The following is a 22833-nucleotide window of genomic DNA, read 5'->3' as shown; positions in this document are numbered from 1 at the left end:
TTCATCCGTGCCGGGCAGCGTCAGCTGACTACGCGTTCCAGCGCCTTCAAGTCGGCTTCGAGTGCTCGGAACATCAGGTAGGAGGCGATGAAGGCGAAGATGCCGCCGACGCAGAGGACCCGGACGGCGACGATCACGGCCGGGATATCGCCGGGCGGGAGGAAGGTGACACCGGCTACGGCGAGCAGGGGGACCGAGGCCGCCACCGCGAGGTACCAGGTGCAGCGGCGGCTCAGCGCGCGCAGCCAGACGCCGTCGTCGGTGCTGGTTTCGCCGTGCCGAAGGAAGATCGGGTAGATGCAGCGGACCAGGTAGAACGTCACGAGGAAGAACGGGTAGGCGACCGCTATCGCGCCGCAGACCAGCAGGGACGCGAGGAAGTGGACCACGGCGTGGCCGGGGACGTCACCCGCGGCCAATTGCAGGGCGATGGGGAAGGTGAGTCCCGAGATCGCCCACAGCGAGAACGCGACGATCACGACCCGATCGCCCATGCGCAGGGTGTCGTGTCTGGTGCGGCGCAGGGTCGGCGGGTCGTAGCGGCGGCCGTGGCGAAGGCCGCGCGGCACGGAGAGCACGAAACGGGCGAGGTAGATGAGCATCGCGGCGCCCAGTGGGAAGAAGACCAGGTTCACGCCGGCGGTGATCACGACGAACGATTGCTGGGCGGTCTCATTGAGCCGACTCACCACCAGGGTCTGGTTGTGCTGGATGTTGTACCAGGACGCCAGTGCGTTGGGGATGCCGATCGCCAAGACCATCACCAGCAAGGGCCATTTGCGCCACACCATCCGCCAGCTGTTCGGCGGCGGGTCGACGAGGTCGCGGGCGCGCGCGTCCAGGCACAGGTCGAACTGCTTGGCCAGCACCGCGCCCTCGGCCCAGCGGCGCGACCTGTCCGGGTCGAGGCAGGTCAGCAGGACCCGGCGCAGGGCAGTGGGACAGTTCGCCGGAACCCGGTCCAGCGCGGCCTGGTCGACGCCGACGGTTCGGCGTTCGAGCATCGCTTCGAGCGTGGTTTCGTCGCCACGACCCTCGGCGGCGGCGGTGCTGTCGTCGAAGGGCTTCGCGCCGGTCAGCAGTTCCCACAGGACGACACCGAGGGAGAAGATATCGCTGCGGGTGTCGAGGTCGGCGGCGCTGCGGCCGAGGCCGGGGTGGCAGGCCTCGAGCTGTTCGGGCGACATGTAGGACAGCGATCCGCCGAAGTAGGCGACCGGGCTGGTGCCCTCGACGCTGCGGCTGAAGCTGATGTTGAAGTCGGCGAGCTTGGGGACGCCCTCGGCGGTGAGCAGCACATTCGCCGGTTTCACATCACGGTGCAGCACACCGTGCGAGGACGCGTAGTCGAGCGCCTCGGCCAGCCGCCTGCCCAGCCAGGCCACCGTTTCCGGCCAGTTCAGGGCGGCGATCTCGGAGCGCACGCTCGAATCGGTCGGGCGGATCTCGCCCTTCTCCTCCATGGCCGCGTCCACGGCGTCGAGCAGCAGTTTGCCGCTGCGTTCGGCGGGCGGGGTCGCGCGGACCCAGCGCAGCAGGCCGAGCAGGGTTCCGCCGGGCAGGAACTGCATGTAGAGCAGACGGAGGCGACGCGAACCCGAGGGCGCCGAGTCGGTGTCCATCAGTTGCTGGTCGAACACGCGCACGATGTAGTCGTGGTCGAGCTGGGCCAGCGTCTGCGGCTCGGTGCCGCGGTCGGCGGAGATCTTCACCGCGACCAGGCGCTGCATCGAGGTCTGCCTGGCCAGGAAGACGCGCGCGAACGCGCCGGAACCCAGCCCGGTGAGCAGCTCGAAATCGCCGATGCGCTGGCCGATTTCGATGCGGTCGAGCGGCTCGAACGCGCCGGGATTCGAGAGTGCGTCCGTCGACGACGTCGCGGCCGAGGTGGCGGTCGCGGTGAGGTCGAGCTGCGGGCTGGTCATCTGGGTACTACGGGTCGAGTCCAGCGTTTGGTTCACCGTCGCGTCGAGATCGTCGGCCCGGTGGGTGCTCTGGTCGAGTTCCTCGGTATTGAGCAGGCCGCGCAGACTGGCCGCCTGCTCGGGGTATTCGCGCAGACAATCGCGCGGATCCACGCGTTCGCCGCTGTGCCTGCGGATGACGAATTCCTCGAACACCAGCCCGGCGGGCAGCGATGCCCGATCGAGTTCGGGGAACTCGGCGCAGTAGTTGATCAGTCGCTTGCGGGCGATGTCGGTGCCCGTGTGATGCAGCCAGCGCTGGCGCAGGTCGACGCGGATCAGTTCGTGCAGCGCCTGCGCGCGCAAGGTGGCCGCGTCGGGAAGGAACTCGGCGATCTCGGGCGGGTGCTCGGCGGCCGTGCCCCACGCGGCGGCGAACGCCTCGACCATGTCGACGCGCACAATGTTGGCCCGACCGGGCGTCGCGTCAGGTTGTTGCCCGCTTGCGGTGCTATCGCTCATCACCCGACCTAAGTGTTCGCGCGGATCGGTGCGAAATTCATTCCGCCACACCCGCCGCCATCGCCGGAGAGCTGTACTAGAAATGATAACTTGCGCCTCTAGAGCTGATCACCCGAATTTCGACGACCATGCGACGGGGGCGAATCCGCAGATGAACGAAGACCTCACAGCGGTAGCATGGGAGTCCGTCGACGACGACGGCGTAACGGACGCTGAGGTGACGATGGACTCGTCCCGCCCTGCCGACGAATACCCCATCGGGGGCCCCGCTGCAGCACTGGCTGCCCGGGTCCGCGCGGGTACCATCACGCCCGCCGACGTCACCGCCGACGCACTGGCCCGCATCGCCTCGGAGAATCGCAAGATCAACGCGTTCACGGTGGTGCGGGGCGAGCGGGCAAGGGCCGAAGCGCGCGAACTGGCCGCCAGACAAGACCTCGACGAGCTCCCGCTGGCCGGTGTGCCGGTGGCGGTGAAGCAGAACATCGCGGTGGCGGGGGAGCCGACCCGCGCGGGTTCGGCGGCCACCTCCGCCGAACCGGCCGACGCCGATCACCCGGTGGTGGCCAGGTTGCGGGCCGCTGGCGCGATCGTCGTCGGGTTGACGGCCATGCCGGAACTGGGTTTGTGGGCGACTACCGACTCCGAAGGGTGTGTCACGCGCAATCCACGCGATGTCGGCCGGTCGACGGGTGGATCCTCGGGTGGCGCGGCCGCCGCGGTGGCCGCCGGACTCGTGCCGATCGCGCACGGCAACGACGGCCTCGGCTCGATCCGGGTGCCTGCCGCGGCGTGCGGAGTGTTCGGAATCAAGCCGGGTAGACACGTGGTGCCCTCGCAGATCGGCGCCGATTCCTGGGCCGGACTCGCCGAGAACGGTGTGCTCGCGACAACGGTGTCGGACGCGGCGCTGGCGCTTTCGGTGTTGGCGGGCCGCTCCGACCTGGCCGAACTACGCAAGCCACAGCGACTACGTATCGGACTGGCCGTGGCTCCGCCGTCGCGACTGGTCCGCATGGATCGGCATTGGACGGCGGCGGCGCGCACCGCGGGTGCGCGCGCGGCAGTGGCCGGGCACGAGGTGCAACCGGTCGAGCTGCCTTACGGCGATGCGGCGCTGCTGATGCTGCTGCGCTGGCCGAGCGCGGGTCTCGGCGACGCCGACGCGCTCCCGAGGCCCGAACTACTCCAGCAACGGACCCGACGTCATCTGGCACTCGGCAGAGTGATCCGGCGGCTCGGTCTGGTCCGTCCCAGTCAGATCGACCGGACCGAAGCCAGACTGCTCGAATTCTTCGAAGACTTCGACGTGGTGATCACGCCGACGCTCGCCGCGCCGCCGCCGAAGGCCAGACAGTGGAGCGGGCGCGGTTGGCTCGCGAATGTCGTGTCCTCGGTGCGCTACGCGCCGTTCACCGGACTGTGGAATCTGCTCGGCTGGCCCGCGGCGTCACTGCCGATGGGCACTCACCCCGAGGCGCATACGCCGTTGGCCGCGCAACTGATCGGTCCGCCGGGCAGCGAGGCCACCTTGCTCGGCCTCGCCGCCCAACTGGAACTGTCGAACTAGACGCGCGCCCTAGACCGCGATCGGCTGCGGCTGCGGTGTCGGCTCGGAGAAGCCGCCGTCGACGGCGCGACCGGCGAATTCCAGAATGGTCGGGCGAGTGTCGTCGGCCCGCCACGCCACCGCCAGCTCACACGGGGTGAGACCGGCGACCGGACGCGCGGTGAGCCCGGGCCAGCGGTACATCGGCACATTGTTCTCGGCCAGCAGGCACACACCGAGGCCGAGGCTCACGGCCTCCAGCTTGTCCTCGGGCGTGGCCGCCTCGGCGCCGATCTTGGCCGCCTTGCCGCCACGGGCGTCGTTGCCGAGCCAGAAGTCGCGGACCGCGCCCGCTTCAGTAGGCAGGGCGACGAAGGACTCGTCGAGCAGATCGGCGAACTCGATGCTCTCCTGCTCGGCCAGGGGGTGCGTCTCGGGCAGCAGCACCCAGCGCGGCTCGGTGCGCAGCACCTGCCAGCGATAACGGTTGGGGTCGGGCAGCGGCAGCCAGACCAGCGACAGGTCGGCCTGTCGACCGGCCAGACCGCTGGACGGGTCGTTCCACGACGCCGCGTGCAGAGCGAGACGATGCCCGCTCGCGCTCTCGAGGTCGTTGAGCAGGCCGCGGCCGAGTGCGGACTGGATACCGACGCGCAGCACCTCGCCTGCTTCCTGGAGGGACACGTTGGTCACCTCCCACAGCTCGAGGATCTTGCGGGCGCCTTCGAGGAGTTCCTTACCGGCGACGGTCAGGGCGACACTGCGCTGGTTGCGGTCGAACAGGACCACGTCGAGCTGGCGTTCGAGCTGACGGATCTGGCGTGACAACGTCGGCTGAGCGATGTGCAGCCGCTGTGCGGCGTTGGTGAAGTGCAGTTCCTCAGCGACGGCGACGAAATACCGCAGATCGCGCAAATGCGGGTCCATAGCACCTTGCTATCAGAATCGGTCGGGAAAATCCAGCCAAAACTGGCAAGGAAGTTCGCGGAAGTGGATCAAAACAGTCACCAGGTTGGTAATGCACAGCATATGGCCTGACATGGTGAGCTGCACCATCGGATTGCGTTTTGTTCACTGCGATCGGTCGCTGAGCGGATCGACGGCGAAGCTGGGCGGCTGACCAGCGAAAATGCGTCGACATTCACACTCGCTGCCCGAATGTAAGCCCCGCCGTGTCGCCGTCGGGCACGCCGAAAGGTGCCGCTGACCACGGCGTGCGGTGCGTGGAGGGCTCGGTCGGTGACGTTGATCACAAAACGTTTCGAGCGGCGAATCCGGCTGCGCGCGAGTACGCGTCGCAGCCGGAATCAGCTAGTCGCTCTTCTTCAGGCGCAGCACCGTCGGCAGGTCGATCCGGCGCATCCCACGAGCACCGGCGGCCCGCATCGCCGCGACGGCGAAGACCAGCTTGTTCATGTCGTACGGATACCAGAACAATTCCTTGCCCATGGTCGGCAGTTTCGGCTTCGTCATCGCCTGTGCGCGACAGTATTTCCGCAGGCCCGACGCGCCGCCCCAGCGCGCGCCGACGCCGGACAGGCCCCAGCCGCCCATCGGCATCGCGGGATTGAACAGGTTCGCGAACACGTCGTTGATGTTCACCGCGCCGGTGTTCAACTGCCTGGCCACGCGTTCACCGCGTGCCTTGTCGCCGGTCCAGACCGACGCCGAGAGTCCGTAGATCGAGTCGTTGGCCATCCGGATCGCCTCGGCCTCGTCGGCCACCTTCATCACCGGCAGCGTCGGGCCGAAGGTCTCCTCGGCGACGCACGACATCGAGTGGTCCACATCGACGAGCACGGTCGGCTCGAAGAAGGTGCCGACGCCGGTGCGTTTGCCGCCGGTGGTCACCCGGGCGCCCGCGGCGATCGCCTCGTCGACGTGGCGCTGCACGATCAGCACCTGGTTCTCGTTGGCCAGCGCGCCGACGTCGTTGCTCGACTCGCGACCGTCGGCGCCCTGGCGCAGCGCGGCCACCGCCGCGGTCAGCTTCGTGACGAACTCGTCGTAGACCGGCGCCTCGACGTAGACCCGCTCGACGGAAATGCACACCTGACCGGCGTTGAACATGCCGCCGAAGGCGATGCCGTGCGCGGCGCGGTCGATGTCGGCGTCGGCGAGCACGATCGCCGGGTCCTTGCCGCCGAGCTCGAGGCTGTAGGGCACCATGCGCTCCGCGCAGGCGGCCGCGATCTTGCGGCCGGTCGCGGTGGAGCCGGTGAACTGGATGTAGTCGGTGTTCTCGACGACAGCCGCGCCGGTCGCGCCCGCGCCGGTGACCACCTTGAACACCGGCGGCGCACCGATCTCGGCCCAGCCGCGGGCCAGCTCCACCGCCGACAGCGGTGTCACCTCCGACGGTTTGAGGATCACCGCGGCGCCGGCGGCCAGCGCGGGGAACACATCGATCGCGGGCATCGCGAGCGGGAAGTTCCACGGCGTGATCACCCCGACCACGGGATACGGGCGATAGGCGACCGTCAGCGTCTTCACCCGCGCGAGCGGGCTGTGCGGGGACGGGTGATCGTCGGCGAGGAATTTGGCGGCCCGGCGCGCGTAGTAGCCGAGGATGTCGACCGCGAACGCCGGATCGATGATCGCGTCGACGCGCGGCTTGGCGGTCTCGGACTGCAGCACCGCGGCCAGGTGCTCGGTGTTGTCGATCAGCCAGTCCTGCATTTTCAGCAGCCACTTCTTACGACCGGCGGGCCCGATCGCCTCCCACTCGGGTTGGTACAGACGCAGCTCCCGCACCGCGGCCGCCACCTCGTCGGGCGTGGTGACCGGCACGGTGCCGGCGAGTTCGCCCGACGCCGGATTGTGTACTTCGATCACCGCGGTGGTCTTGTCGAGTTCGCTCACTGGTCTTTCTCCTTGTGCATCCGCTGAATTCGATCCACCGACTATTGCGGCGCGACCAGAGGAAATGTCGTGCCCGCTCGAGCCAATTAGAACACGTTGCAGTATGGAGTTCGCCGATCTTACGAGGTCTCGCTGACCTCGTTTTCACGGGCCGCGATCCGGCGCAGCGGTGGCTCGGTAGGCGGCGGGACTCGCCGATCGGGCAGTTCCGCCAGCAACGCCGTGGTGGCCGCCGCGATGGCCGCGACAGCTTTGTCGACCGCGGGTTTGGTGGCGCTACTCAGGCCGGAGATGCCGCCGACTTTGCGCACATATTGCAAGGCGGCAGCGTAGATCTCCTGCTCGGTGGCGGCAGGCTCCAGACCACGCAAGACGGTGATATTTCTACACATGTCAGAACCATAGACCTGTGCGGCATGACGCGACAGGTGAAGAATGGGGTGATCTGAAAATCTCGTAATGCAGGTGAGATTCGCAGGCCGCCCGTGATCGCGGTCACCGCACTAGACTCGGCCGCATGGCTGCCAGGGGAGTACCAGCGCTGACCACTTTTCCGTACCCGGAACTAGACGAGCGCGAAGAAGATCACTGGTCGGGCGCGGGGGTGAGCGACGACGAACTGCGCGCGCTCGCACTCGGAGCCTTCTACTCCACGCGCTGGGACGCCTTCCACGACGCCATGCTGCTCGGCCCCGAACGCGAGCACCCGCTCGGTGACCGCCGTGAACTCGCCATCGACACCCTCACCGGCGCCTGGGGCATCACCGACGGCACCGAAGCCCGCGCCTCGATGGAGCAGTTGCTCGAAGGCATGCACGCACCGTTGTATTCGCTGGTGCATCCGCTGGTGATGGCCTCGGTCAATGCCAGCGAGCGTGACCGTTTCGGTGAACGTGCCGACAAGCAGCGCGCGTTTCTCCGTCAGGTCGGTTCGTTTCGGGGGATGGACAATCCCGAGGCGCTGGTCCGCGACTACGACATCTGGGCCCAAGCCATCAAGATCGGCTTCACCGACCACCTATCGCGTCCGCTACCCAACGACATCCACGCCTGGGACCTGGCTCGCGTCGTCGCGGTGGCCCGCATGGCGTTCACCGCGGGATATATCGACGCCGACGTGGCCTGGGAATACTGCATGCGCGCGCTGGTGCCCGCGCAGCGCCGCTACCGCAACTGGCGTCAATTCGGCGACGCCTACCTCACCGGCTGGACCTACTGGCAGGCCACCGAGGACCTCGCCGAGCTGAAGAACGGCGGCGTCGACCGGCGGATGGAACTGGTGCGTCTGTGGACCCGGCCGACGAGCCCGTGGCGCCGTATCGAGCTCAACGAGCCCGAGCAGAAGGCGGAAACCGAAGCAGCCGAACCGAATTGAGCATTCGGTTCGGCCACCGGTGACTACAGGCTGCGGAGGATCCCGCGGCCGTAGCGCTGGAATTGCGTGTCGTCGACCATGCCGAGCGAATGCCGCTCGACCAGCAGTTCCCACTCCGCGTAGAGCTGGTTGACGCCAGGATCGGCGGGGCCCGCGGCACCGTCGGCGGCCTGTCTGCGGACGGCGAAGTTCACCGCGCAGGTGACCCGCTCGGTGTCGGCGCGATCCACGCCGGCGAAATGCAGGGTGCGATTGCCGTCGTTGATGTCGATGCCCGATCCGCCGTGGCGCGTATCGACCTCACCCGGCGCCGAGCGCGTGCCCTCGATGGTGCGGGCGCCGAGAATCGCGGCCACCGCCAATTCGAAGGCATAGCGTTCGCCGCTGCTGCCGATCGAGATGAACAGCACGCGAGAGGTCGTCGCCGCGAGCAGACCGGTACCGGATCCCGCGGGCGGGGCGGCCACGGCGATCGCCGTTTCCAGGACGTATTCGTCGGGGGTGACGTACCGATTCAGCGCGGTGACGGCCGTACGGGCGTCCTTGCGCGGGGCCATCCTGCGCACGGCGCGCTCGACATCGGCGCGGGTCGGGCCCGACTTTCCCCACTCGGGCGGGGGCGGGGTCAGATCCGGCGCGGCCACGTCGATGCGCTGGGTCGTCATGATCTGGTCGTTGATCCGGTCGACGATGCCGAGGGCGGCAGGCACGTCGTGCTCGGCGATGAGCACCGGAAGAGGAGTGCGGTCGGCGGGAACGCCGGTGAGGACCGCCGTGGGATAACGCAGATAGATTTCGATGACCACCGCTTCGTCGGCGCGCCGATTGAGGCGCACCTTGAGCAGGTCGGCAATGGGAACGTCGAGAACACGTTCGCCGTCGGTACCCGGCCGGAGGACGACAAGCCGTCCACCGCCGTGGCGCAGAATCGCTGTGGGTGTTCGTAGCTCGACGATGTCTATACCCCCTGCGCTGTAGTTGTGTCGTCGCCCACGATAAGGCGGGCATGACATGATTGTGGCCACTTGCCACAACCCGGTCGGAGCGTTCGGGAACCTCTTGCGTTCTCCGGCCGTTTACCAGTGCAACTGCACCAGCAGCCGAACTGCGCGATGTATCGAACTAGACCGTACGCGGTAACGTGGCATGTCCGCATCCGAAACCCGCCGATCTCGACGCTTCGCAAGCACACCCGGAGTAATAACCGGAAAGGACTGGGCCGTCCGGCCGACGCTCTATGAACCGCAAGACAGTGTTTCGCACCTTGGCGATCATCTCGGGCATCATGCTCATGATCTGGCTGTTCAGCTTTCTCAGCGATGACACGCGCGGTTGGGAGAGTGTCGACACTTCCGTTGCGCTGACCCAGCTCGAGGACAAAGCGAACGTCAAGAACGTGCAGATCGATGACAAGGAGCAGCAGCTCCGCATCGAACTGAACAACGGCAACGAGGCCACGAGCAACAACTCCAAGATCGTCGCCAAGTACCCCAGTGGCGGGGAGAACTCCGCGCAGGTCCTCGACGCTGTGCAGAAGTCCGGCGCGCCGTACGACACCGTGGTCAAGCAGGAGAGCTGGCTTTCCCAGCTGCTGCTGTTCATCGTGCCGATGGTGCTGTTGGTCGGCCTGTTCATCTTCGTGATGTCGCGCATGCAGGGCGGTGGCCGTGGCGGAATGATGGGCTTCGGAAAGTCCAAGGCCAAGCTGCTGACCAAGGACATGCCGAAGACCACGTTCTCCGACGTCGCCGGTGCCGACGAGGCCGTCGAAGAGCTCTACGAGATCAAGGACTTCCTGCAGAATCCGGCCCGCTACCAGGCGCTCGGCGCGAAGATCCCCAAGGGCGTGCTGCTCTACGGGCCGCCCGGAACCGGTAAGACGCTACTGGCCCGCGCCGTCGCGGGCGAGGCCGGGGTGCCGTTCTTCACCATCTCCGGTTCGGATTTCGTCGAGATGTTCGTCGGTGTCGGCGCCTCCCGCGTGCGCGACCTGTTCGAGCAGGCCAAGCAGAACAGTCCGTGCATCATCTTCGTCGACGAGATCGACGCGGTCGGCCGCCAGCGCGGTGCCGGCCTCGGCGGCGGTCACGACGAGCGCGAGCAGACCCTCAACCAGCTCCTCGTCGAGATGGACGGCTTCGGCGATCGCTCCAACATCATCCTGATCGCGGCCACCAACCGGCCCGACATCCTCGACCCCGCGCTGCTGCGTCCGGGCCGGTTCGACCGGCAGATCCCGGTCGGCAACCCCGACCTGGCCGGTCGCCGCGCGATCCTGCGGGTGCACTCGGCGGGTAAGCCGATCTCGCAGGACGCCGACCTCGAGGGTCTGGCGAAGCGCACCGTCGGTATGTCCGGCGCCGATCTGGCCAACGTCATCAACGAGGCCGCGCTGCTCACCGCGAGGGAGAACGGCACGGTCATCACCGGCGAATCGCTCGAGGAGTCGGTCGACCGCGTGATCGGCGGCCCGCGCCGCAAGAGCCGCATCATCAGCGAGCACGAGAAGAAGATCACCGCCTACCACGAGGGCGGCCACACCCTGGCGGCCTGGGCGATGCCCGATATCGAGCCCGTCTACAAGGTCACCATCCTGGCGCGCGGCCGCACCGGCGGTCACGCCATGACGGTGCCGGAGGACGACAAGGGCCTGATGACCCGCTCGGAGATGATCTCGCGGCTGGTCTTCGCGATGGGTGGCCGTGCGGCCGAGGAACTGGTGTTCCACGAGCCGACCACCGGCGCGTCCTCCGATATCGACCAGGCCACCAAGATCGCCCGCGGCATGGTCACCGAGTACGGCATGAGTGCCCGCCTCGGCGCCGTGCGCTACGGCCAGGAGCAGGGCGACCCGTTCCTCGGCCGCTCGATGGGCGTGCAGGCCGACTACTCGCACGAGGTCGCCCGCGAAATCGACGAGGAGGTGCGCAACCTCATCGAGGCCGCGCACACCGAGGCGTGGTCCATCCTCAGCGAATACCGCGAGCAGCTCGACGCGTTGGCCACCGCGCTGCTCGAGCGCGAGACGCTGCACCGCAAGGATCTCGAGACGATTCTGGCCGGTGTCGAGAAGCGTCCGCGGATCACCGCGTTCAACGATTTCGGTGACCGGCACCCGTCGGACAAGCCGCCGGTGAAGACGCCGGGCGAGCTGGCCGTGGAGCGCGGCGAGCCGTGGCCGCCGGTGCAGCCCGCGCCGGTGCCGGTGCCCAACGGGGCGCCGCCGGTCGAGCCCAACGGGTACCAGGGTCAGCCTTACGGCCAGCCCGCACCGCCCGCGGCCGGCTACCCGCTGCCCGCCGCGCCGACCCAGGCGTTCCCCCGGCAGTCGGGGACGCACGGTTCGCGGCCCGATTACGGTGCACCGGCGGGTTGGTCGGCTCCCGGCTGGCCGCCGCGCGACGAGCAGCAGCAGCCACCGCAGCAGCAGCCTCAGCAGCCGCAGCAACAGCCCCAACCGTCACAGGATCAGGGCAGTGCCTGGGGTCGACCCGAGCAGCAGCCGCGGCACGCCGGCGACGGCTTCCAGCCGTGGGGCGTCCAGCCGCAGCCGCCCGCGCGTGACGCCGATCCGGAGAACAAAGACTGGGAAGGGCCGAACGGCCGCCACTGACCGGCGGCCAACTACGCTCGAACGTCGAATGCCGGACGATTACCGGCGTCGACACAGGTTCTCGGCCCGCACTGAAGGATTTCAGCGGTGCGTCCCGGTTCGCCAGGGACGGACGTGGTGAACAGGGCCGAGAACCGCGGCGCCAGCCGCAAATATCACGGAGGTGCGGAGAAGTTGTCGGCCAACAAGCAGGATCTCGATCCGGCAGGTGAGCTGGGTGCTACGAGTCCGTCGGTGCTGACGGCGCTGGCGACCGGTTTGCCATTCGATCAGCAGCGCGCGGAGAACGCGGTGCGTGAGCTGCTGATCGCGGTGGGTGAGGACCCGGACCGCCCCGGTCTTCTCGATACGCCCGCACGGGTGGCGCGCGCGTACCGGGAGATGTTCGCCGGGCTCTACACCGAGCCCGACGCGGTACTGGCGACCACGTTCGACGAGGGCCACCAGGAACTCGTGCTGGTCCGCGACATCCCGATGTTCTCCACCTGTGAGCATCACCTGGTCTCGTTCCACGGCGTCGCGCACGTGGGCTACATCCCCGGCTCGCACGGCCGGGTGACGGGGCTGTCGAAGCTGGCCCGCGTCGTCGACCTCTACGCCAAGCGCCCGCAGGTCCAGGAGCGGCTGACCAGCCAGATCGCCGACGCGGTGATGCGCAGGTTGGATCCGCGCGGGGCGATCGTGGTGATCGAGGCCGAGCACCTGTGCATGGCCATGAGGGGGATCCGCAAGCCGGGCGCCAGCACCACCACTTCGGCGGTGCGTGGCCAGCTGCAGACCGATGCCGCCTCGCGATCCGAGGCGCTGGACCTGATCCTTCGCAAATGAGCGAGCCACTGGTGACCGCCCGCGACCACCGTTCGTGTGTGGTCATGGGTGTGGTCAACGTGACCGCTGATTCCTTCTCCGACGGCGGTCGCTACCTCGATCCCGAACTCGCGATCGCGCACGGTGTCGAGTTGTACGAGGCAGGCGCCGACATCGTCGATGTGGGTGGTGAATCCACCAGGCCGGGCGCCGACCGCGTCGATCCCGCCGCCGAGGTCGCTCGCGTCACCCCGGTGATCCGCGGGCTGGTCGCCGCGGGCGTGCCGACCAGCGTCGACACCATGCGCGCCGAGGTCGCCGAGGCGGCGCTGGAGGCAGGCGTCTCGGTGGTCAACGACGTCTCCGGCGGCCGCGCCGACCCGAACATGGTGAAGGTCGTCGCCGAAGCCGGTGTGCCGTGGATTCTCATGCACTGGCGGGCCGGCGCCGACTACCGGCACACCGGCCCCGCCGACCACTACGACGACGTGGTCGCCGAGGTCCGCGCCGAACTCGACGCGCAGGTCGAACTGGCCGTCGCCGCCGGGGTGACCCCGGACCGGCTGATCCTCGACCCCGGCCTCGGTTTCGCCAAGAACGCCGAACACAACTGGGAACTCCTGGCCGCCCTGCCGGAACTGGCGGCGGGCGGCTTCCCGATCCTGATCGGCGCCTCCCGCAAACGCTTCCTCGGCGCCCTGCTCGCCGACGATTCCGGCCCCCGGCCCCCGGACGGCCGAGAAACCGCCACCGCGACGTTGTCCGCCCTGGCCGCCACCCACGGCGCCTGGGGTGTGCGCGTCCACGACGTCCGTGCCTCGCTGGACGCCATCGCCGTCGCCGATGCCTGGCGTCGAGCCGCCGAAGCCCGTGCCACCGCCGCCCGAGGAGTTCATCGATGAACCTGCCCCTGCTGCCGCCGCCCGCAGGCAGGTCCGCGTCGTCGCGGATCGAACTGCTCGGGCTGACCGCGTTCGGCAGGCACGGTGTGTTCGATTTCGAGCGTCGTGACGGCCAGGAGTTCGTCGTCGACCTGACGGTATGGGTCGATTTCGCCGCGGCCGCCGCGTCCGACGACCTCGCGGACACGGTCGACTACGGTGCGCTCGCCGAGCGTGCCGTTCGCATCGTGACCGGTCCGCCGCGCAATCTGATCGAGACCGTGGTCTCCGAGATCGCCGACGACGTGATGGCCGACCCGCGGATCGAGGCGGTGGAGGTGGTCGTGCACAAGCCGTCGGCGCCGATCCCGCACACTTTCTCCGACGTGCGCGTGGTGGCCACCCGGTATCGCACGGTGGTCCCCGGGTCGCGGCGATGACTCGCGCGGTGCTCTCGATCGGCTCGAATCTGGGCGATCGGCTCGCGCATCTGCGCAGCGTCCTCGACGCGCTGGGGGAGCGGGTCGTGGCGGTCTCGCCGGTGTACACCACCGCGCCGTGGGGTGGCGTCGACCAAGACGATTACCTCAATGCTGTTGTCGTAGCGGAAGATCCGGCCTTCGACGATTACGCCTGGCTGCGGTTCGGTCAGCAGCTCGAGCAGTCGGCGGGCCGTGTGCGTGAGATCCGCTGGGGTGCGCGCACCCTCGACGTCGACGTGGTTCAGTGCACCGACGACACCGGCGCCGCGATCGCCCGCGCCACCGACCCCACGCTGATCCTCCCGCACCCGCAGGCCCACAACCGGGCCTTCGTGCTCATCCCGTGGCTGGCCGTCGAACCGTCCGCGCACCTGCTTGTCGACGGCGTCGCCCAGCCGATCGCGGAGTTGCTCGCCGGACTCGACCGGTCCGAGAAGGACGGCGTGGTCGTCACCGATCTGGTGCTGCGCGACGAAAGCGCCCGCCCGTGCTGAAACCCACCCGGGTACTCGACCTCGCGCTGAACGTGGTGGTGGCCGCCGCGGTCGCCTGGGTCGCCACCCGGTTCGCCTATTCCAGCTTCCCGTCGATCTCGGTGGCCGCCGGTGCCTCGCTGCTGCCGGTCGCCGCGATCGAGGCGGCGCTCGGCTTCGCGATCAAGGCCAAGATCGCCGATGAGCAGATCGGCGACGGCTCGGGCCAGATGCACCCGATCAACGTCGCCAGGGGCGTGGCGTTGGCCAAGGCGTCGTTGCAGGTGGGTTCGCTGGCCGCCGGTGTATGGCTTGGTTTCCTGCTGTGGGTTTTCCCACAGCGCGGCACCGTGACCGCCGCCGCTGCCGATTCGCCGGGCGCGGTAGTGGGTCTGCTGGCCGGTTCGACCCTGGTTGCTGCGGCTTTGTGGCTGGAGTATTGCTGCCGGGCGCCCGAGGACCCGCACGAGGACCCCGCTACTACATAGCAACTTGCGAATGGAATCACCGCCACCTTTGGTGGGCCGACCAGCCGATTCCGGCTACCCTGGCCCTCATGGTTTCACCCTCCCGCAGCACGGCGCCCCGACGACGGCGGGACGACGCGGGAAAATTCTTCGTCGGTTTCCTCATCCTGCTCGGTCTGACGGCCAGTGTTTTCCTGATCTTCAGCGAAAACGTCCAGTACGTCAGGATCGGCCTGGTAGCAGCCCTGTGGGCAGCGGTGATCGGCGCGCTCGCGGCCACCCGCTACCGCAAGGACGCGGCTGTCGACAAGGCGAAGGTGCGCGATCTGCAGACGGTGTACGAGTTGCAGCTCGAGCGTGAGATCAACGCGCGCCGTGAGTACGAGATGGGTGTCGAGGCGAGGGTGCGTGCCGAAGTCGGCGCCGACTCCTCCGAAATTGCCGCGTTGCGCGCCGAGCTGACTCTGCTGCGCCAGAATCTGCAGGTTCTCTTCGACGGCGCGCTGCCCGACGAGCAACCTGCGCTGCAGGCCGACGCGGTGCGGATCGACGCGTTGCCCGCCGGTGGCTTCAATGCCTTCGACGAGCCCGACCACGATTTCGACGTTAGCCCCGAGGATGCCACCGCTGCCTGGTTCGGCCCGTGGCAGCAACCGCCCAGCGCACTGAAACCCGTCTTCATGCAACCGGTTTCGGCCAATTTCGCCGACCCGTACGACGACCCGGTCACCGCGGAAACCTCCGCCGTCCAGCTGGACGAGTACGCCGAAACCCAGCAGCAGGCGGCCACCCCGCCGCAGCCCGCTGCCCCGCAGCCCGCCGCGCCGACCACGTCATCGGGGAAGACGCCCCCGCCCCGGCTGTCCTCGCCGAACACCCGCAAGGTGGCCGACACCGTCCTCCCGGCCGAGCCCGCCACCAACGGCGACTCGTCGACCCCGGCTCCCGCCGAGCCCGTCGCCGAGCCTGCCCCGGCTCCGGTCGCCACGGCCGAACCCGCCCCGGCATCCACACCCGACCCGGAACCGGCCCAGCCCCCAGCCACCCGCCCCGACAAGGCCCCAGCGGTCGGCACCAGCTCCCGTCGACGCCGCCGTGCCGAAACCGAAGGCACCGCCCGCCTGTCGGTGGCCGACATCATGGCCAACCTGGAATCGGAATCCACCCGCTGACGCACCTAGATCCGGCCTGAAGACGCGGGGAGGCGTAGATCACGGCGGGGGGTGATGGCGCCTCGCGCACAAACCCCTCTATCCTCGACTCGTAACGTCTGGTACCCGCACCGCGGGACTGGAACGCAAATCGAGAGGACAACGTTGACCTCGAGAAGTGTCAACCCTGATGGCGCGACCACGAGTGTTGACCCAGCGCCCGCACGACTGACGGTAGGAATCGTCTCGGCGGGACGAGTGGGTTCCGCACTCGGCGTAGCGCTCGAGCGAGCCGGCCATGTGGTCTTCGGCGTCGCCGCGATCTCCGACGCCTCGGTGCATCGCGCCCGTACCCGGCTGCCAGAGGCCCAGGTGCTGCCGATCGAACAGATCGCCCAGCGCAGTGAACTGCTCCTGCTCGCCGTTCCCGATGCCGAACTGGCCGGGCTGGTGCGCGGGCTCGCCGGAGCGAACGTCGTGCGCCCCGGCACCATCGTCGTGCACACCTCCGGCGCGAACGGCGTCGCGATTCTCGAGCCGCTGACGACACAGGGCGCGCTCGGCCTCGCGATCCATCCCGCCATGACCTTCACCGGCCACGACGAGGACATCGCTCGCCTGGCCAACGCCTGCTTCGGCGTCACCGCCGCCGACGAGGTCGGATACGCCATCGCGCAGGCGCTGGTGATCGAGATGGGTGGCGAACCGGTTCGCGTCGAAGAGAACCAGCGTTCGCTCTATCACGCCGCTCTCGCGCACGGCAGCAATCACCTGGTCACGGTCATCGTCGACGCCGTCGCGGCGCTGCGCGAATCCCTGTCCGGCCCCGGCCTGCTCGGCCAGCCGATGGTCGACGATCAGCCCGGCGGTCTCCCCGAACGGCTGCTGGCCCCGCTCGCCTCGGCGGCGCTCGACAACGCGCTGCGCCGCGGCCAGGCCGCGCTGACCGGCCCGGTCGCCCGCGGTGATGTCGACGCCGTCGCCGCCCACCTCGCCGCGCTCGAGCAGGTCGACCACCGCCTGGCCGAGGCCTACCGGGCCAACTCGCTGCGCACCGCCGAACTCGCACAAACCGATCCGGCACTGCTGGAGCTCCTCGCCAAGGAAGGCCACTGATGGAACCCCGAGAAGTGCACCACCACCAGGGCGGCCCGCGCGCCACCGGCGCCTTCAAGGCAGGCGTCCTGACCGTGCACCACAACCCCGAGGTGCTCGACACCGTCGCCAAGGCTCTGCGCGGAGCCGGGCGCACGGTCGGCTTCGTGCCGACCATGGGCGCGCTGCACGAGGGTCACCTCGCGCTCATCCGCCAGGCCAAGCTCGCCAACCAGGTCGTGATCGTCTCGATCTTCGTCAACCCGCTGCAGTTCGGCGCGAACGAAGACCTCGACGCCTACCCGCGCACCCTCGACGCCGACCTCGAACTGCTCCGCACAGAGGGCGTCGACCTGGTCTTCGCGCCGACCGTCTCCGATATGTACCCGGACGGCATGCGCACCACGATCCAGCCCGGCCCGCTCGGCGCCGAGCTCGAAGGCGGCAGCAGGCCGACGCATTTCGCGGGCATGCTCACCGTTGTCGCGAAGCTGCTCAACATCACCCACGCCTCCGAGGCGTATTTCGGTGAGAAGGACTATCAGCAGCTCACGCTGATCCGGCAGATGGTGCGCGACCTGAACATGGACGCCAAGATCGTCGCCTACCCGACGGTCCGCGAGCCCGACGGCCTCGCCCTTTCCTCGCGCAACCGCTTCCTCGACGCCACCCAGCGCGAATCGGCGCTGGCGCTGTCGGCCGCGCTCGCCGCGGGCCGTCATGCCGCCGGCCTCGGCGCGGACGCCGTCGTGCAGACCGCCCGCTCGGTTCTCGACGCGGTCGACGGCCTCGACGTCGACTACCTCGAACTGCGCGATGCAAACCTCGGCCCTGCCCCCACCGCGGGCAACGCTCGTCTGCTGGTCGCGGCCAGAGTCGGCGACACCCGCCTGATCGACAACGCTGCTGTAGTACTGGGCGCCCAAATCGATGGACACCCCGACGCGAACTCCCTGCCTGCCTCGCAGGCGCACTGAAAGGCGACGACGATGTTGCGCACCATGATGAAGTCGAAGATCCACCGTGCCACCGTGACCCATGCCGACCTGCACTACGTCGGCTCGGTGACCGTCGACCAAGACCTGCTCGACGCCGCCGATCTGCTCGAGGGTGAGCAGGTCTGCATCGTCGACATCGACAACGGCGCCCGCCTCGAGACCTACGTGATCGCCGGCGAGCGCGGTTCGGGCGTGATCGGCATCAACGGCGCCGCCGCCCACCTCGTGCACCCCGGTGACCTGGTCATCCTCATCGCCTACGGTCAGATGGACGAGGCCGAGGTCCGCGACTACGACCCGAAGGTGGTCTTCGTCGACGACCACAACCGTCCGGTGGAGCTGGGCAGCGACCCCGCGCACGCACCGGAGGGCTCCGGCCTCACCTCACCGCGTTCGCTGTCGTTCGTCTGAGCCGGGCGGGGGACCCAGGACAATGCTGCTGACGATCGACGTCCGCAACACCGGTATCGAACTCGGTCTGTTCTCCGGTAGTGGCGAACACGCGAACCTGGTGCGGCACTGGCGGATTCACACGAATCCGCTGATCACCGCGGACGAGTTCGCGATGCAGGTGCGCGGCCTGGTCGGCGAGGATCTCGACCGGATCGTCGGCGTCTCCGCGCTGTCGACCGTGCCGCCGGTGCTGCGCGAACTGCGCGCGATGCTCGCGCGCTACTGGTCGCATGTGCCGCACGTGCTGGTGGAACCCGGTGTACGAACAGGCATTCCACTGCTGGTCGACAATCCGAAGGAAGTCGGCGCCGACCGCATCGTCAACTGCCTCGCCGCCTTCCGCAGCTTCGGCGGGCCTGCGATCGTCGTCGATTTCGGCACCGCGATCTGCGTCGATCTGGTGTCGGCCAAGGGCGAATTCCTCGGCGGGGTGATCGCGCCCGGTGTGGAGATCTCCGCCGAGGCGCTGGTGGAACGCAGTGCGATGCGCCGCGTCGAGCTGGCGCGGCCGCGTTCGGTGGTGGGCAAGAACAGCATGGAGTGCATTCAGTCCGGCGCGATTTTCGGCTTCGCCGGTCTGGTCGACGGTTTGGTCGACCGCATCCGCGACGAATTCGACGCGTTCGCGGGCACCGATGTCACCGTCGTCGCCACGGGTGCGGGCGCACCGCTGATCGTGCCGGAGTCCGAGACCATCGACCAGCACGTCCCACATCTCACGCTGACGGGACTGCGTCATGTCTACGAGCGCAACAAAAAGTAGTGTCTGCTAAACTACGCTCGTGATCTTCCGTGTGAGCACCCAGGAGTGTTGTCGAGGCTAATCTGCCTCGACCGTTCGAGGCTGACGTTTTCCCTCGACCGATTTCTCACCTTCTGGAGATGCGCTCATGCGTTCCTCTGTTCTTTCCCTTTCGTCCGCACGCGACGAATACTCTGCGACGCCCCCGCTCGACCGGGCGATCGCTTCGGCCTTGCCGACTCGGTTGCGTCCCGCTGACCTGCTGCGACTTACCGACGAAGGCGCCGAAGACGTTATCTCCGGCCGCTACGACCACCTGCTGCCCGCCGATGGCATCTGGCCCACCGAAGAGCGCTGGGCGACCCGTCTTTCGCACGACGACGAGGTCGATGTCTGGCTGATCAGCTGGACGCCGGGAAAATTCACCGATTTGCACGACCATGCCGGCTCGCTCGGCGCGCTGACCGTGCTGAGCGGCGCCCTCTCGGAATACCGCTGGAATGGGTCGGAGTTACGCAGGCGCACGCTGGCCGCGGGTGATCAGGCGTCGTTCCCGATCGGTTGGGTGCACGACGTGGTGCGCGCGCCCGCCGCCGCGGAATCCGTCGGTCCGCTGGATCCCACCTTGAGCGTGCACGCGTATTCCCCGCCGTTGTCGGCGATGTCGTATTACGAAGTGACCGGCCATGGAACGTTGCGCCGAACCAAAACCGTCCTCACCGACCAGCCCGAAGGTGATCTGTGATGAGCCGTTTGACGATTGATCAGATGCTCGAGAATGCTCGCGAACGACTACACCGGGTGTATGTGTACGACGTGGCCGCCGCGCTGGAGCGTGGCGCGATTCTGGTCGACATCCGGCCCGCAGCACAGCGCGTGCGCGAAGGCTCGCTGCCCGGCGCCCTGGTGATCGAGCGCAATGTTCTGGAATGGCGACTGGATCCGACCTCGTCGGCACGGTTGTCCCTCGCCGTTGATCATGATGTGGAATGGATTATCTTCTGCTCGGAGGGCTACACGTCGAGTTTGGCCGCGGCCGCCCTGCAGGAGTTGGGCTTGCACCGGGCCAGCGACGTGATCGGCGGCTACCAGGCGCTGAAGTCGGCGGGGTTGCTGACCGTGGGCGTCGGCGTCCCGCATTTCGCCCGTGAGGTTGACTCCCTGGCCTCGCTCTAAGCTCCCCCCGCCTCTCCGCGAATTCAGCGTGCCGTTCGCGAATTCGTGGGGTTCGCCCTCGGTCTCACGTCCGGCGCGCGACGACTCCGAGGTGGTTGGGGAGTTACCCATGTCGTCGCGAAATCAGTGAGGCACTTCACAATTCATAGGCGGGTGGCGCGGTGAGGCGGGGGAGGGGTAAAACCCTTTCAGGCGACCGCTAATGTTGTCGGATGTGAGCACTCCTAACCCCGCCGCACCCGGCCGCGCCGCCACTTCCGCCGTGGACATCGATGTTCCCGAGCAGATGCGGATTCGTCGGGACAAGCGTGAACGGCTGCTCACCGAGGGCGGTGAGGCCTACCCGGTGGTGGTGCCGCGCACCCACACGTTGGCCGAAATCCGTGCCGCCTACCCGGATCTGGAAGCCGACACCCAGACCGGCCTGCAGGCCGGTATCGCGGGCCGCGTCATTTTCGTTCGTAATACCGGCAAGCTGTGCTTCGCCACGCTGCAGGAGGGCGACGGCACCAAGCTGCAGGCGATGATCAGCCTCAACGGTGTCGGAGCCGACGCGCTGGCGGCCTGGAAGGCCGATGTCGACCTAGGTGACTTCGTGTTCGTGCACGGCGAGGTCATCTCCTCGCGCACCGGGGAATTGAGCGTGATGGCCGATTCCTGGTCGATGGCGGCCAAGTCGCTTCGCCCGCTGCCGGTGGCGCACAAGGAGATGAACGAGGAGTCGCGCGTTCGTCAGCGCTATGTCGACCTGATCGTGCGTCCCGAGGCCAGGGAAATGGCCCGTACCCGCGTGAATGTGGTCCGTGCGCTGCGCAACGCGCTCGAGCGCCGCGGCTTCCTCGAGGTCGAGACCCCGATGCTGCAGACCATCCACGGTGGCGCCGCCGCGCGCCCCTTCGTGACCCATTCCAATGCGCTGGACATGGATCTTTTCCTGCGTATCGCGCCGGAGCTGTTCCTCAAGCGTTGTGTGGTCGGCGGCCTGGAGAAGGTCTTCGAGATCAACCGGAACTTCCGCAACGAAGGCGCCGACTCCACCCATTCACCCGAGTTCGCGATGCTGGAAACCTACGAGGCATACGGCACCTATGACGACTCGGCGACGATGACCCGGGAATTGATCCAGGAAGTCGCGCGAGAGGCATTCGGCACCCTCCTTGTGACACTTGCTGACGGCACTGAATATGATCTCGGTGGCGAGTGGACGACCGTCGAGATGTATCCCTCGCTGTCGGAGTCGATCGGTGTCGAGGTGACTCCGGAAACCACTGTCGAGGAATTGCTCGCACTCGCCGATCGGGTAGGTCTGGAAATTCCTTCCGACAAGGGCTACGGTCACGGGAAACTGGTCGAAGAACTGTGGGAGCACGCGTATGGCGACAAGCTCTACGCGCCGACTTTCGTTCGCGACTTCCCGGTCGAGACTTCACCGCTCACCCGTCAGCATCGCAGCAAGTCCGGTGTCACCGAGAAGTGGGACCTCTATGTTCGCGGCTTCGAGTTGGCAACGGGCTATTCGGAACTGGTAGACCCGGTGATCCAGCGTGAACGCTTCGTCGACCAGGCGAGGTTGGCCGCGGCAGGCGATGACGAGGCCATGGTGCTCGATGAAGACTTCCTCGCCGCGATGGAACACGGCATGCCGCCGACCACCGGAACGGGTATGGGAATCGATCGCTTGTTGATGGCACTCACGGGTTCGGGAATCCGGGAAACGATCCTGTTCCCGATTGTCCGACCCACTAGTCGCTGACCAGTGAATTCTCGGGGTGAAGACCCCGTGTTGGAAATTTCGCATTTCGGGGTATTCTTGCCTCGGGTATTCGGCCTGGAGGCAGGCTTGACGATTTCGAGAGGACGTTCATCTCATGGCAAAGAAGGTCACCGTTAGCCTGATCGACGATGTCGACGGTGAGTCCATCGCGGACGAGACCATCGAGTTCGCTATCGATGGGGTGTCGTACGAGATCGATCTGTCGGACGCAAATGCGGCGCGCCTGCGTGAAGGCCTGGACGAGTGGGTCGCCAACGCCCGCCGTGTGAGTGGCCGTCGCCGGGTGAAGGCTGCCGGTGCACCCGCGCCGCAGGGCAAGAGCCGCGTTTCCATGGACCGTGAACAGAGCGCCGCAATTCGCGAATGGGCTCGGCGTAAGGGCCACAAGGTCTCGGCCCGCGGCCGTATCTCGGCGGAAATCACCGACGCGTACAACAAAGAGGTCGGCAAGAACTGAGTTATTTGCGGCGCGGGCGCCGCGTGGTTCGCGGCCCCGCCGGTCCCGCTGT

At 67.7% G+C, this 22833-nt stretch carries 22 protein-coding genes; 17 read left to right on the top strand and 5 right to left on the bottom strand.

What is annotated here, in order from left to right; translation table 11 throughout:
• Positions 1-20 precede the first annotated feature (20 nt).
• Entirely contained in the window at positions 21-2426 is a 2406-nt protein-coding gene (locus ASD42_RS20910) for a protein kinase domain-containing protein (RefSeq protein ID WP_082843644.1), read from the bottom strand.
• A gap of 223 nt (positions 2427-2649) precedes the next feature.
• Here ASD42_RS20910 and ASD42_RS20905 point away from each other — a divergent pair, with 223 nt between their 5' ends.
• Positions 2650-3996: an amidase gene (locus ASD42_RS20905; RefSeq protein WP_056819384.1), complete on the top strand. Its 1347-nt coding sequence runs from the start codon at positions 2650-2652 to the stop codon at positions 3994-3996.
• A 9-nt stretch (positions 3997-4005) separates the two neighbouring features.
• On the opposite strand, the gene ASD42_RS20900 is transcribed toward ASD42_RS20905, so the two are convergent.
• The 3 genes from ASD42_RS20900 to ASD42_RS20890 all read right to left on the bottom strand — a co-directional run bounded on the left by ASD42_RS20900 (position 4006) and on the right by ASD42_RS20890 (position 7229).
• Positions 4006-4902, bottom strand: coding sequence for a LysR family transcriptional regulator (locus ASD42_RS20900; RefSeq protein ID WP_056819057.1), 897 nt, complete (start codon positions 4900-4902; stop codon positions 4006-4008).
• A gap of 384 nt (positions 4903-5286) precedes the next feature.
• Positions 5287-6837 carry an aldehyde dehydrogenase family protein gene (locus tag ASD42_RS20895; RefSeq protein WP_056819055.1) on the bottom strand — a complete coding sequence of 517 codons (1551 nt, stop codon included), beginning with the start codon at positions 6835-6837 and terminating at the stop codon, positions 5287-5289.
• Positions 6838-6956: 119 nt separating this feature from the next.
• Positions 6957-7229, bottom strand: coding sequence for a DUF2277 domain-containing protein (locus ASD42_RS20890; protein WP_056819053.1), 273 nt, complete (start codon positions 7227-7229; stop codon positions 6957-6959).
• A 125-nt stretch (positions 7230-7354) separates the two neighbouring features.
• On the opposite strand from ASD42_RS20890, the gene ASD42_RS20885 reads away from it, so the two are divergent.
• Positions 7355-8212, top strand: coding sequence for a DUF1266 domain-containing protein (locus ASD42_RS20885; RefSeq protein ID WP_056819050.1), 858 nt, complete (start codon positions 7355-7357; stop codon positions 8210-8212).
• A 23-nt stretch (positions 8213-8235) separates the two neighbouring features.
• Here ASD42_RS20885 and ASD42_RS20880 read toward each other — a convergent pair whose 3' ends face one another.
• Positions 8236-9225, bottom strand: a complete 990-nt coding sequence (locus ASD42_RS20880) for a hypothetical protein (protein WP_235569727.1) — start codon at positions 9223-9225, stop codon at positions 8236-8238.
• 224 nt (positions 9226-9449) lie between these two features.
• Here ASD42_RS20880 and ftsH point away from each other — a divergent pair, with 224 nt between their 5' ends.
• The 15 genes from ftsH (at position 9450) to ASD42_RS20805 (ending at position 22781) form a co-directional block, all read left to right on the top strand.
• Complete coding sequence (ftsH, locus tag ASD42_RS20875; RefSeq protein ID WP_056819049.1) at positions 9450-11825, top strand: ATP-dependent zinc metalloprotease FtsH; 2376 nt, start codon at positions 9450-9452, stop codon at positions 11823-11825.
• Positions 11826-12038: 213 nt separating this feature from the next.
• Positions 12039-12653, top strand: a complete 615-nt coding sequence (folE, locus tag ASD42_RS20870; protein ID WP_056819380.1) for a GTP cyclohydrolase I FolE — start codon at positions 12039-12041, stop codon at positions 12651-12653.
• Positions 12650-13534, top strand: a complete 885-nt coding sequence (folP, locus tag ASD42_RS20865) for a dihydropteroate synthase (protein ID WP_056819047.1) — start codon at positions 12650-12652, stop codon at positions 13532-13534. The genes folE and folP overlap by 4 nt, the downstream gene beginning before the upstream one ends.
• A complete protein-coding gene (gene folB, locus ASD42_RS20860; protein WP_056819045.1) occupies positions 13531-13953 on the top strand; it encodes a dihydroneopterin aldolase in 423 nt (140 codons plus the stop codon). Before folP ends, folB begins: the two co-directional genes overlap by 4 nt.
• Positions 13950-14489 carry a 2-amino-4-hydroxy-6-hydroxymethyldihydropteridine diphosphokinase gene (gene folK / locus ASD42_RS20855; RefSeq protein WP_056819043.1) on the top strand — a complete coding sequence of 180 codons (540 nt, stop codon included), beginning with the start codon at positions 13950-13952 and terminating at the stop codon, positions 14487-14489. The genes folB and folK overlap by 4 nt, the downstream gene beginning before the upstream one ends.
• Positions 14483-14956 carry a DUF3180 domain-containing protein gene (locus tag ASD42_RS20850; RefSeq protein WP_056819041.1) on the top strand — a complete coding sequence of 158 codons (474 nt, stop codon included), beginning with the start codon at positions 14483-14485 and terminating at the stop codon, positions 14954-14956. The genes folK and ASD42_RS20850 overlap by 7 nt, the downstream gene beginning before the upstream one ends.
• Before the next feature lie 68 nt (positions 14957-15024).
• Entirely contained in the window at positions 15025-16107 is a 1083-nt protein-coding gene (locus ASD42_RS20845) for a DUF6779 domain-containing protein (protein WP_056819039.1), read from the top strand.
• Between the two features lie 54 nt (positions 16108-16161).
• Positions 16162-17202 carry a Rossmann-like and DUF2520 domain-containing protein gene (locus tag ASD42_RS20840; RefSeq protein WP_082843642.1) on the top strand — a complete coding sequence of 347 codons (1041 nt, stop codon included), beginning with the start codon at positions 16162-16164 and terminating at the stop codon, positions 17200-17202.
• Positions 17202-18158: a pantoate--beta-alanine ligase gene (gene panC, locus ASD42_RS20835; RefSeq protein ID WP_056819035.1), complete on the top strand. Its 957-nt coding sequence runs from the start codon at positions 17202-17204 to the stop codon at positions 18156-18158. The genes ASD42_RS20840 and panC overlap by 1 nt, the downstream gene beginning before the upstream one ends.
• 12 nt (positions 18159-18170) lie before the next feature.
• Positions 18171-18590 (top strand): aspartate 1-decarboxylase, encoded by a 420-nt coding sequence (gene panD, locus ASD42_RS20830; RefSeq protein ID WP_056819033.1) that lies wholly within the window; start codon positions 18171-18173, stop codon positions 18588-18590.
• Between the two features lie 22 nt (positions 18591-18612).
• Entirely contained in the window at positions 18613-19395 is a 783-nt protein-coding gene (locus ASD42_RS20825) for a type III pantothenate kinase (RefSeq protein ID WP_056819031.1), read from the top strand.
• A 127-nt stretch (positions 19396-19522) separates the two neighbouring features.
• On the top strand, positions 19523-20119 hold the full coding sequence (locus tag ASD42_RS20820; protein WP_056819027.1) for a cysteine dioxygenase: 597 nt from the start codon (positions 19523-19525) through the stop codon (positions 20117-20119).
• Positions 20119-20550 (top strand): rhodanese-like domain-containing protein, encoded by a 432-nt coding sequence (locus ASD42_RS20815; RefSeq protein ID WP_056819025.1) that lies wholly within the window; start codon positions 20119-20121, stop codon positions 20548-20550. The genes ASD42_RS20820 and ASD42_RS20815 overlap by 1 nt, the downstream gene beginning before the upstream one ends.
• Positions 20551-20836: 286 nt before the next feature.
• A complete protein-coding gene (gene lysS, locus ASD42_RS20810) occupies positions 20837-22303 on the top strand; it encodes a lysine--tRNA ligase (RefSeq protein ID WP_056819379.1) in 1467 nt (488 codons plus the stop codon).
• Between the two features lie 115 nt (positions 22304-22418).
• Positions 22419-22781: a histone-like nucleoid-structuring protein Lsr2 gene (locus ASD42_RS20805; RefSeq protein ID WP_056819023.1), complete on the top strand. Its 363-nt coding sequence runs from the start codon at positions 22419-22421 to the stop codon at positions 22779-22781.
• The last annotated feature ends 52 nt before the right edge of the window (positions 22782-22833 follow it).

This window comes from Nocardia sp. Root136 (genome assembly GCF_001427185.1).
Taxonomy (GTDB): Bacteria; Actinomycetota; Actinomycetes; order Mycobacteriales; family Mycobacteriaceae; genus Nocardia; species Nocardia salmonicida.
The sequence above is the reverse complement of the archived record's forward strand: the minus strand, read 5'-3'. Positions and strand labels throughout refer to the sequence as shown.